Origin of the sequence: Mesorhizobium sp. M1227, from assembly GCF_040318315.1 — a bacterium.
GTDB lineage: Bacteria > Pseudomonadota > Alphaproteobacteria > Rhizobiales > Rhizobiaceae > Mesorhizobium.
On record NZ_JAMYLZ010000070.1, the window covers coordinates 1 to 10,678 of the forward strand.

Annotated in this window: 10 protein-coding genes and 2 pseudogenes; 10 read left to right on the forward strand and 2 right to left on the reverse strand. The window is 55.7% G+C overall.

Going from position 1 to position 10,678, the window contains the following annotated elements:
• A partial coding sequence (locus NKH28_RS33425) for a helix-turn-helix domain-containing protein (RefSeq protein ID WP_352981381.1) occupies positions 1–506 on the reverse strand: 506 nt, incomplete at its 3' end.
• 208 nt (positions 507–714) lie between these two features.
• On the opposite strand from NKH28_RS33425, the pseudogene NKH28_RS34640 reads away from it, so the two are divergent.
• From NKH28_RS34640 to NKH28_RS33475, 10 genes and pseudogenes are all read left to right on the forward strand, one after another.
• Positions 715–861: pseudogene (locus tag NKH28_RS34640) on the forward strand (helix-turn-helix domain-containing protein); the annotation flags it as partial.
• An 83-nt stretch (positions 862–944) separates the two neighbouring features.
• Positions 945–1,622 (forward strand): acyl-homoserine-lactone synthase, encoded by a 678-nt coding sequence (locus NKH28_RS33435; protein WP_352981383.1) that lies wholly within the window; start codon positions 945–947, stop codon positions 1,620–1,622.
• Positions 1,623–1,840: 218 nt separating this feature from the next.
• The gene (locus NKH28_RS33440; RefSeq protein ID WP_352981384.1) at positions 1,841–2,362 is read left to right on the forward strand and encodes a hypothetical protein; all 522 of its coding nucleotides are present in this window, start codon (positions 1,841–1,843) and stop codon (positions 2,360–2,362) included.
• A 42-nt stretch (positions 2,363–2,404) separates the two neighbouring features.
• Positions 2,405–3,637 carry a PASTA domain-containing protein gene (locus tag NKH28_RS33445; RefSeq protein WP_352981385.1) on the forward strand — a complete coding sequence of 411 codons (1,233 nt, stop codon included), beginning with the start codon at positions 2,405–2,407 and terminating at the stop codon, positions 3,635–3,637.
• Between the two features lie 185 nt (positions 3,638–3,822).
• Positions 3,823–4,611, forward strand: coding sequence for a hypothetical protein (locus tag NKH28_RS33450; protein WP_352981386.1), 789 nt, complete (start codon positions 3,823–3,825; stop codon positions 4,609–4,611).
• A 15-nt stretch (positions 4,612–4,626) separates the two neighbouring features.
• Positions 4,627–5,826: an N-acetylmuramidase domain-containing protein gene (locus NKH28_RS33455; RefSeq protein ID WP_352981387.1), complete on the forward strand. Its 1,200-nt coding sequence runs from the start codon at positions 4,627–4,629 to the stop codon at positions 5,824–5,826.
• A 42-nt stretch (positions 5,827–5,868) separates the two neighbouring features.
• Positions 5,869–6,663, forward strand: a complete 795-nt coding sequence (locus tag NKH28_RS33460) for a M15 family metallopeptidase (RefSeq protein WP_352981388.1) — start codon at positions 5,869–5,871, stop codon at positions 6,661–6,663.
• A gap of 119 nt (positions 6,664–6,782) precedes the next feature.
• Positions 6,783–7,606 (forward strand): annotated as a pseudogene (locus NKH28_RS33465) (IS5 family transposase).
• Positions 7,607–7,669: 63 nt separating this feature from the next.
• On the forward strand, positions 7,670–8,275 hold the full coding sequence (locus NKH28_RS33470; RefSeq protein ID WP_352981389.1) for a hypothetical protein: 606 nt from the start codon (positions 7,670–7,672) through the stop codon (positions 8,273–8,275).
• A 282-nt stretch (positions 8,276–8,557) separates the two neighbouring features.
• Positions 8,558–8,815 (forward strand): hypothetical protein, encoded by a 258-nt coding sequence (locus NKH28_RS33475; RefSeq protein ID WP_352981390.1) that lies wholly within the window; start codon positions 8,558–8,560, stop codon positions 8,813–8,815.
• Between the two features lie 1,540 nt (positions 8,816–10,355).
• On the opposite strand, the gene NKH28_RS33480 is transcribed toward NKH28_RS33475, so the two are convergent.
• On the reverse strand, positions 10,356–10,678 hold a 323-nt coding region (locus NKH28_RS33480), incomplete at its 5' end, for a transposase domain-containing protein (protein ID WP_502906699.1).

Here is a 10,678-nt window from a genome sequence, read left to right on the forward strand (position 1 = left end):
TCAAGGCAGGAAATGGCAGTCGCTCCTTCGCTCAACTGCCTCTCCAAAGAATCCTTTCTCAGCCTAAACTCAACCCCAAAATCGCCATATGCGATTCCCCTGCGCCAGCAGGTGGCATGGGATACGCAAGCTCGGCACCAGAGTTGCGACCCTATCGGCTCGAAGCGAACCTCGTATCCACGCTCCGCCGCGGCAGGACGGACGTCGCGCAGGAAGTCGGTGACGGCCGTGTAGCCGCCGCCATAGCCGAGGTCCTTCAGTTCCCGGAAAAGCCGGCTGCCGGTGAGTCCGGGATATCGCGTGACGCGTTCGCGAAGATAGGCCGTGAAGGGATCGATCACCGCCTGACGCGGCTTGCGCGGTCCGTAGGCCGGAGCCTCGAGCCCGCGCTCAATGTATTTGCGCACCGTCTTGCGGTCGATCCCGCTCTCCCTGGCGATCGCCGACACCGACAGGCCCTGCCGATGCAAATCCAGTATCATCATCATCTCCCCGATCTTGATCACCGAAATCCCTCTCCCGACCATCAGGAGAAGCATCAACGATTACGCGCCGCCGGTCTCCCGGAGCGCGCTCCGGAAGACCGGCGGCAGCGCTATACTGGGGAAGATTCAAACGGCACTTCTGGGGAGTATTGAGCCGGCATCGACACTCGAGCGCCTCCCCAAGCTTCAGCGTGAGCGGAAGTGTACTGGTGAGCCGCGATCGCGCGAGGAGACCTCGTCGGAGACGTCACAAATCCTCGGCCTGACCGAGCGTACGGTCAAATGGCACTCAACGCGGGCTCGCGAGGCTTTCGGTGTCGGCACGACCACGCAGGCGGTCGTTGAAGGGGTGCGCCGGCGCCTGATCCATCCCTGAGCGTGTCAACTGTCCGATCGGACAGGTGACGTATATTAGCGCGACTGCGACTATCCCTTTGAGAACGATCGGGGGATCGCGCCATGATAACGGCCCACGTAGTCAATGCGCATAACAAGCATCTCTATGAAAATGAATTCGACGAGTTTCTGCGCCGCCGGCACGACTTCTTCGTGCACCAGAAACATTGGCGCCCTCCAAGCCCGGACGGTCGCGAGCTAGATCAATTCGATACCGACGCGGCGACTTACTTGCTCGGCATCGAAGATGGTCGCGTGGTGACCTCGGCTCGATTGATCCCAACGAGCGAGCCGCACATGGTCTCGGAGGTCTTTTCTCACATGTGCGAAAGATCGGGTGTCCCAAGGCGACCCGATTGGGCCGAATGGACGCGCACATTCGTCGTTCCCGACAAACGCTCAACCGGGCTGCGAGGCACGCTGACACAGCTGTGCTGCGCTGTCATGGAATATGCTCTCGACGAGGGCCTCAACGCAGTAGGCGGCATCCAGGAAACTTATTTCATGCCGCACCACGGCGCGCTCAAATGGCGGGCCGAGCCGATGGGCATGGCCAGAGAAGAAAACGGCGAATGGTACATCGTTGCCTATATTCAAGTGAACGAGGCAGCGTTCGCGAGTGTCCGCAGAATCCTTGGTATCGACCATTCCCTGCTAGTTCGTCGAGGGGCACAATTGCCGTTCATCGAAAGTGCCCACAATTTAGCAAGGTTGCCTAGAAATCCAGTTCGCCGAGACTGATGCAAAGCGGAAGCATTTCTGGCTACACGAGGGACAAATTATAGGCAATACACAGGTGCTTAGTATTTTTGCCTATTGGCGATGGGAACACTGACGATCACCTTGAACCCAAACGTTGGGCAAGTCTACGATGCCGGAATTTGACTGGCGGAGAGGAGCCAATGGTATCGGGGTAATCTAAGAGGAAGGAAGGGACATATGCCAATCGTAGGAAATGGATGGGAATTACATATAGTCCGACAGAATGTTCAGCAAAGGCAGGGCAGAAACGCACTATTGGCACTTACCAAATCTATCACAGCGGGGTTCCCCAGGAGAAGCTCAAAGGTACTACAGTCGAAACCAAGGGCCTAGGCGACAATAACGTGGCAGGAAATGGCCGAAGGGTCGAAGCGGGAAAATATCCGGTGGCCACTCAAGCAGGCTCCCACTATGTGACCTTAGGCTATTTGATCAGCAATGATTCCGATCAGACGCCTAAGCCTGGCCTCGAGTTGCGCCACACGGGAAACCGTTCGGAAATACTTGTCCATCCTGGCCATGGGTTTCTGGCGAGTATCGGTTGCATCAACCTGACTCGAGCTCTAGCGAACGGCAATACTGACATACCCTTCGTTGATAGCCGGGATCGAATTATTGCGGCCATTACTGACCTCCAAACATTCGCAGGAACTGCCTTTCCGCATCATAACGGACAACCCATCGACAACGCTTGGGTCGTTATCGACGGCGAGCCCTAAGACGCTATCGATATTTCGGCAGCACAAAGGAATTGGACCAATATGGCTGACGTGCAGGTGCCGGATGTGTCCGGCTTGACCCGAGCAGAAGCGGAAGAACGGCTAACGAGCGCGGGATTGGTTGTTGGGACAGTGACGACCGCGACCAATTCAGCGGTACCGTCCGGTGGGGTCAGCAGGATGAACCCCGTTGCGGGCTCGCCAGTTGCTACGGGTTCGACCGTGGATCTGGAAGTGTCGGCCGGACCGGCAGCGCAGGTCGTCGTGCCGGACGTGTCCGGCTTGACCCAAGCAGAAGCGGTAGAGCGGTTGACGAGGGGGGGGTTGGTCGTTGGCATAGTGACGACCGCGACCAATTCAACGGTACCGTCCGGCGGGGTCAGCAAAATGAGCCCCGTTGCGGGCTCACCAGTTGCACCTGGATCGACCGTGGATCTGGAAGTGTCGGCCGGACCGGCAGCGCAGGTCGTCGTGCCGGACGTGTCCGGCTTGACGCGACCCGCCGCGGAATTAGCTCTGAAAGGTATCGGTCTACAAGTCGGAGCCGTCAAAAATCAACACACCGATCTGGTTCCGACCGGCGGTATCTTAGCAACAAATCCGCCTGCCGGGGCAACGGCGCCATCGGGATCGGTGGTCACGCTTGAGATATCTTCTGGACCGGAACCAAGTTTTACTCAGTATATACCTACTGTACTGTTTTCAATGCTTACTCTTATCGTAGTTGGTTTACTTGTGTGGGGAATATGGTCAGAAAGTTTTCTGACAAATCTTTCACGTAAAGAGTTCGCAAGGGGATTGATCACGTTTCTTATAGCAGTTGCGACTGTCGGAATTGCCATGATAATCGCCATTTCAACGATTATGTTAAATGAAACGGCGGATGCAGAAAAAAGATTTGACCGCGGAAAGCAAATTCTTACAATTCTAATTGGTGTGTTGGGAACGATTGTTGGTTTTTACTTTGGCTCCACCCCCGATACTGAGAAGCCTCTAACTGAGCAGCGCGTAACGGCACTAAAGATGATGCTACCGCGAGGCGCCGTCGGGATTCCCTATCCGACCATAACTTTAGAATCGACCGGATTAACGCCGCCACTTAAATGGTCGGTTTCTCCCGACTTGCCAGATGGCATCGTATTGGACGCTAACGCGGGAAAGATCAGTGGTACCCCAACAGTGCCCTTAGCGAGGACCCAATTCACATTTAAGGCTACAGACAGTGCTGTTCCCCAAGGCTCCTCACAGGAAATATTGGAACTGCAAATACAATAACGTTGCCAAGGGAGAACAAAAGGCATGATCAGCCGGATGCGGTTGCGGTACTGAGGCCGTCGCCTAGCGCATGCGGGCGCTGAGGCCTGCGGTGAGGTTTGGTTTTCTGTTCGGAGTAAATTGGTTGGCCTATACCTTCGCTGACGCGAGGGACCTTCGGGTTTCGAGTCTAGGGAATGTTTTGCATGCATTATGCTGCGTCATCTCTTGTTCTTGTTCTCTGCCTAGCGGGCTGCGCGACGCCGCCTCTTCAGGAGACAAAGGCCTTCGTATCTGCAGTGAATACCGTAAATTCTGCGGCAGATACGCTCGTTGATGAAATAAATGTCGCTGAAAAGGCTCGATATTCGCGGCTTCACGCAAAAGATCCAGTCTTCGAGCTAAATAACGCTTACTATGTTTCAACCATCAGTGAAACGCCTGCCGCTCTAAATTATCGCAATGGCCTAACTGTACTTCAAGATTATGCAAATTTGCTGCAGAGTCTGGTTGACGGCTCCGGAATTAACGCCGTTCACGCTCAGGCTGAGACATTGGCGGCCAATATTTCGGCCATAGCCGGTGCCCCGGAAGTCGCGGTCGTCGCCAAGGCTTTGCTCCCCGTTCTTGATCGGATTACCGCTGCGGCCAACGTCGCGGAGGCCCGGCACATGGCAGTAGGCGGAGCGAAGGCCGTGCACGATCTTCTCGCCGCGCTCAGGGATGGCGCGCCGGCAATGTACGAATATCTGACATTGGATCTGCGTCGTACACGAGCACCTTACGAGAGACTGCAAGAATATCGCGTCGCCGTCGCGAATTACGTGGTTCTGATCGATAAGCTAGACTCAACCTTCTCGCAATTGATCGTCGCGTTCGATCGCCCCAGCAATCCCATCACATTAGCGGCACTTGTCGATGCTAGCGCCCAATTGAAGGCTAACGTGAGCGCCGCGCGACAGAGCCTCGTAGCGTTGCGACGCAGCGGAATTTGATACCTCGGAGGTCACATGAGCGCACTGGCCGACACGACGAGCCGCGCCCTTGCAGCATTGCAAGAGCGCATCAACCAAACGCCGGCGCCACCCGACAAGGACGCACTGATTGCTCAATACGACGCACTGTTTGCCATCTACGAGGAGCGAGTGGATGACGATTGGACGCATGCCGCGAAAAAGGTACGCGATGCTGCGGCTGCCGTTCAGGCGGTCATAGATTCCGGCAAATCGTCACCCCTCGCAAACTTGGCGCCCGCTCTTGCGGCAGCTACGGCAAACCTGAAAGCTGCACTGGTTGGTTTGCCGCCCGCGCCTGTGGCGCTGAATCCTGCTGCCCGCGGCCCGGTCACCGCTCCTGCCCCAGGGCCGGTGGCGGCGGGGCCGGCGCCGGCGGCCAATCCCATCGTTCCGACCGGTGCAGCGATCCCGCTTACCCAAGCCGGATTGGAAAATGCCTGCCAGAAGCTCGCTGTAAAGGCAGCCGAAATCTGGGCTGTTCTGTTTACCGAAACCGATCCACCCTATTGCGGCTTTTGGGCCAATGGTTCGCCCCAAATTCTTTACGAGCAGCACATTTTCCATCGGTTGACACAAGGCAAATTCGACGTGGCCCATCCGGACATCAGCTCGCCTGATGCCGGAAACTACGGCGCCAGCGGTGCGCATCAATATGCTCGATTGAAGCAAGCGGCCGCCTTGGACGAGTCGGCGGCCTTGCAAAGCGCCAGCTGGGGTATTGCTCAAACCTTAGGCACTAACTTCAAGCGCCTCGGATTCGCCACACCACAAGTAATGGTCAAGCAGATGTTTTATTCAGAGGATGAACAACTCCTGGCCGGCGTTAAGGAGATCCTCGCCTCCGACCTCGCTGGTGCCCTCGCCGCACATGACTGGAAGTCCTTTGCCACCGGCTACAACGGTCCCGCATATTGGAAAAACAACTACGACGAGCACCTGCGCAGCTGGCACGCAAAACTCGTTTCGGGTGCTTTGCCAGACCTGCGGGTCCGAACGGCTCAGGTTTACCTGATGTATCTTGGCTATGATCCCAGCACCATTGATGGAATTTGGGGCAAACGTACGCAGTCTGCGCTCAATCAATACAGGACCAAGATCGGTTTGCCAGCCTCTGACCAGCTGGATGATCCGACCATGGCCGCATTGTCCAAGGACGCTCAAGCCGCCATTGGGGCGGCAGTACCAGTTCTGTGACATTGCGGGTGCTGTCCGACCTATGCGCAATTGGAGGAAGCAATGACCACCGGCAGCTATCTTGACAAGACGTTTGTGGTGGAAAACCCAGATGCCCGCATTCGGAGGGACGACGACTTGCTCAGCTTCGTCACTTTGTCTGCCTCTGAGGCCGCATTAGCCGGCGGAAACGTCGGAGATTTCAAGCGGATACCGGTTGATACTAAAATTCGGGTGCTTGGAACCCGCATCGGCCCCAATGGAGTCATATATGTTCAAGCCGCGACCGACGCCAACCCTCCCACGACAATCGGTTGGACGTCGTCGCGCAATCTGAGGGGCCAGTTCGTTAATGAAATTCTCGGCGAAGTCGACCCCACTGACAATGATCCAAGGGGCGCTACGGCGGCTTGGGAAAAGGGAAACTTCGTCGGGCAGAAAAAACTGGTGAATATCGTCGACAGCACGCTCGAGGTGGAACAGATTGCGCTCGAGACATTGCCGGCATATCTCAGGCTCGTTGCAGCCGCCGAACAATCCAAGGTCACAGTGGCGTTGCGGAGTGGCTTCCGAACCTATGCCGAGCAAGCGTATCTGTACGAAGGTTTCAAAAATCACAAAGCAGGATTTGCAACGGCCGCGCGACCTGGATTTTCTAATCACCAGCATGGTCAGGCCTTCGACCTAAACGTCGGGGGCTTCCAAGGCAATCCTGTTTATGACTGGTTGAGTCAGAACGGCCCAAAGCTCGGGTTTATTCGTACGGTAAGCGGCGAACCCTGGCATTGGGAGTACCGCCCTGAAATGGCCGCCCAACTCGCAGCGAAAGGGAAGCACAAGCTAGCTGGCATCGTTTAACCTGCTTTTTGTTTTTCTTACTTCGACATCTCGAGGGGCGTCCACGATGGCTTAGAGGCCGTTTTGAAAATCGGCTTACTGGGGTTTCGTCTGAGGCTGGGTTATGATTCAAGCTGTGGATGTGGACAAAGCAGAGCCGTGGCCGGATGGCCCAGATCGCCAAGAAGACCAAGCGCTACCCGTCTGATTTGACGGATGAGGAGTGGGAGCAGTTCGCGCCGCTGATGCCCAAGCCTGGGCGGCGTGGCCGTCCGCGCGAGGTTGATTTTCGCGAGGTGATCAATGCGGTGCGCTACCTGGTCCGTTCGGGTTGCGGCTGGCGGATGCTGCCGATCCACTTTGGACCCTGGCAGACGGTCTATGGCTGGTTTCGAGAGCTGGCGCGGCGATTTTTGTTCCAGACCATCCACGACGTGGCGCTGATGCTGGATCGTGAGCGGGCCGGGCGCGAGGCGAGCCCGTCGGCGGCGGTGATCGATAGCCAGTCGGTCAGGCTCGGCAAGCAAGAACAAGGGGTTACGACGCCGGCAAGAAGATCGTCGGACGCAAGCGCCCTATCGCAGTCGATACGGATGGGCGGCTGTTGATGGTCAACTTGACGCCGGCCGATATCTCCGACAGCGCCGGCGCTCAGGCGATCTTGGATGGTATCCGCCAGCGCTGGCCCTGGGTGAAGCATCTGTTCGCCGACGGCGCCTATGATCGGCTAATGCTCATGGACAAGGCCGCCTATCTGGACTTCGTGGTCGAGGTCATCCGCCGATCCGATGACCAGAAGGGCTTCGAAGTCTTGCCCCGACGCTGGGTCGTCGAGCGGACCTTCGGCTGGATGACAAGATGGCGCCGCCTCGTGCGCGACTACGAGCAGCGCATCGACGTCTCTCACGCAATGATCCTCGTCGCAATGGGCGCAAACCTCATCCGCCGAAACGCTCATCCTTGAATTTTAAAACGGACTCTTAGCAAGAAGCCGGATATTTTGTGGCGATATCATGAGGGCACGGTTATGAGCGGCACTTCACCTACCGGCTGGAAGAAACCAGAGCTCTGGAACTTTCGATTAAGTGTTGCGAGTTTTGTCATTTCTACGTTGATGACCGCCGGATTGTTTTACTATGGCCAGCAATTTGCTCGGCTGTCAGCAGATAGGTCTAGAATCGAAAAGGTTCAGGATAAGAAAATAGAACTTTGGGATAAAATGGGACCGCATTTAAATCGAATACTCAGCTACATCACTTATGTGGGTCGCTGGAACCAAATCTCAACGGCCGACGTAGTTGGCGCTAAGCGGGCGTCAGACGAGATATTTTATATCTACAAGCCTTTTTTTTCACCTAAATTTCAAAAGGACTACAAGCGTTTTATGGATTCCGCGTTTCAGACCTTTACTGGCATGGGGGAAGATGCAAAGATCCGAACCTCGCCGGCAAGCCGCAAAGACGATCCAAAAGCGTTTGCCGATAACTACGACCTGCAGGTAACTTTTGACGCTTACAACGCCTTACTTGCCGATGCGGTCGATGAGTTCGGCTTAAGCTTCGAGGAGCAAAAGTTCAAAAGTTTCGCTCCTGAGGGCGTACCTGATAAAGTCACGGTGACCCAGTCGAAGTGAGTTCCGGTGCCTAGAATGATTTGATCGCGTTCACGGCCACGCCACGGGCAGGAAGAATGAATGACCGCTTTCGGTAAGTGTGCCGCTCAATCCCTATGTCCGGGGATGAGGCGCCTAGCTGCATTCGCTCGTGAACTCAACTATGTCGGCGGCGGGTCATGAGCGTGAGTTCGGCTGAGCGGAAGCGAACTTCCCAAAAGGGTCGAACCCGGTCGTCCACGGGTGATTGGGTTTTGACCCTAATGGCACCGAAAGGGCAAGCTTATGAAAGCAATCCTAATTATGTTGGTGTATTACAACCCGACAATCGATAGGACACAGATCGAACTCCCCTCCATGGAAGCCTGCAACGCTGCCAAGACATCCATCTACAAACAGTATGAGGAACTTGATACCTGGATGAAGCAAAAGAACCAAGCCATACAAGCCATACAAGCCATACAAGATAAAATGGAAGCGTTGAGCGGGGGTAAGATTCTATCACCACCCTCCGGTGCTCTAACTCCACAAATCTATTGTGTGCAGATTGTTGGCAACTAACCCGGGAGAGACCTGGTCTCAATAGGTGAAGATCTCGCCACGCTGTTCCGGACGCCGAGTTGGAAGAGGTCAGATCACTTACATGGATCAACAGGGACACGTCCCGCCGGTGTTACCGGCCTGTGGCGTATGTAGGCGCACCTAGCGAGGGCTCGCTCTTGCAAATGCCGTCCCTTGGGAGCAGCATCTGCTCTTGCACGCCGGTCATCCGGTGGATGCCGGTCAATAAGTTGTTCTGGGGCAAACTGCTCGCAGCACTTGCGGTGGCCAAAATCAGAAAAGCGCTGATGACCGTCCCCGGCGAGGGAGGTAAAAATGATAGACTGGAAAATTCCACTGTGCGGCGGCGTGGGCGGTGTTTTTGTTCCGCTGTTCACCGCTTCTCAGGATTTAAGAGGTCCAACACACGATCCTTTCGGCGGCGGGCACTGGGTAAGCTGGGCCTTTGCCGTATTAATTTTGTGCGTCCTAGGAGCGATACTAGCCTGGGTGTCTCGAGAAACCGTCCCACTTAAGGCACTTGCCATAGGCCTGAGTCTGCCGGCCACAATAACCGCCTACCAGGCAAACGCAGACCGCAACGCTCTAACCCCGTGGCAGGAATCGCAAGCTCCGGTGAGCCAGCCCAAGCCAGTTGGGTTTTACTTCGTAAGCCCGGCTTTGGCCCAGAGCGACCCACAGACATTCGTAGTGTCTGGGCTCCCGTCCGATACAAGCGGGTATGCCATCCGTTTCTTCGGGCCAGGAGGCCCAATCGGCAATATAATTTCTCTATCCGGAACTGATGCTCAAAAGGTCCCGACGGGAGCTACCGCTGTTGCCTTAAGAGGCCCAGAAGGATGGTCATTGCCTGCTCCTATCGACCGTCCTGCGCAGAATGGCGTGCTTAAGCTGCGGGCGCATGCGAAATCTAGTTTCATCCGTGGATTTAGCCGGGCATTCGGAGGGTCCGCAGCTCCTTACGAGATCGAGGTCCGGTGAGTCGAGATTAATACGAGCGCCTAGGAGCACGTCGTGTAGACAGGGCCTCCCGGATAGCTCTGTCGAGACATACAGTTCACTGGTGATGAAGCTGCTGGCTTGGAGTAGGCATCTTTAACGGCATTTCCTACATCTTCCCCGAACTGTCGGGAAGCTCGCTTGTGTTCAAGGTCTGCCTGCATCCGGCATTGGGCATAAGCGTCTGTGTTTGGCATAAAGCCGTATTCCTCGCATTGCTTGGCTTCCCTATTGAGTCGCGCCTCTCTGAGCGGAGAGACGCAGTCACTTAATAACTGATATGTTCAATAGATAAACTGCAATATTTGAGGAATATGTCACTATAAGCTGAGGAATGTTCTTAGTCACTATAGTAATAATAGTGCAGTGTATATATGGTCTCGGCACCCTGTTCAGCACCAAGATCAAACCTTTTGCCATTTCCTACCGCGATACCCTCCGGCGAAGGCCGCCTTGCGAGAGGATGGCACGGTAGCGAGGCTGCGCTCTTAAGGTCGTCCTTACGAGCGAAGTTAGCAGCACAGCATGGTAACCGCTGTTCTCAGGCCACGGCCTTGAGCGGCATAGGTCTGTAGGCCCAAGGCAGCAGATCGTCGATCTGGCTTTGTGGATGGCCGGCGACGATCCGGGCGATCACGTCAGCGAGATAGGTATGAGGCTCGACGCCGTTGAGCTTGCATGTCTCGATCAGCGAAGCGATCGTTGCCCAGTGCTCGGCGCCGCCGTCTGAGCCGGCGAAGAGCGCATTCTTGCGCGGCATCGCGAAGACCGATTCATTATGCACCTCCTTTTCAAATGGCGGAAAACAGCGATTCCTGGTTGTCGTCGTGGATGCGATGCGGAGTATTGCGCGCCAAATCGGCC

What these genes read in the sequence shown, in the direction of transcription:
- NKH28_RS33435 (WP_352981383.1), top strand. Translation starts at nt 945, where the DNA reads ATGATAACGGCCCACGTAGTCAATGCGCATAACAAGCATCTCTATGAA.
- NKH28_RS33440 (WP_352981384.1), top strand. Translation starts at nt 1,841, where the DNA reads ATGGGAATTACATATAGTCCGACAGAATGTTCAGCAAAGGCAGGGCAG.
- NKH28_RS33445 (WP_352981385.1), top strand. Translation starts at nt 2,405, where the DNA reads ATGGCTGACGTGCAGGTGCCGGATGTGTCCGGCTTGACCCGAGCAGAA.
- NKH28_RS33450 (WP_352981386.1), top strand. Translation starts at nt 3,823, where the DNA reads ATGCATTATGCTGCGTCATCTCTTGTTCTTGTTCTCTGCCTAGCGGGC.
- NKH28_RS33455 (WP_352981387.1), top strand. Translation starts at nt 4,627, where the DNA reads ATGAGCGCACTGGCCGACACGACGAGCCGCGCCCTTGCAGCATTGCAA.
- NKH28_RS33460 (WP_352981388.1), top strand. Translation starts at nt 5,869, where the DNA reads ATGACCACCGGCAGCTATCTTGACAAGACGTTTGTGGTGGAAAACCCA.
- NKH28_RS33470 (WP_352981389.1), top strand. Translation starts at nt 7,670, where the DNA reads ATGAGCGGCACTTCACCTACCGGCTGGAAGAAACCAGAGCTCTGGAAC.
- NKH28_RS33475 (WP_352981390.1), top strand. Translation starts at nt 8,558, where the DNA reads ATGTTGGTGTATTACAACCCGACAATCGATAGGACACAGATCGAACTC.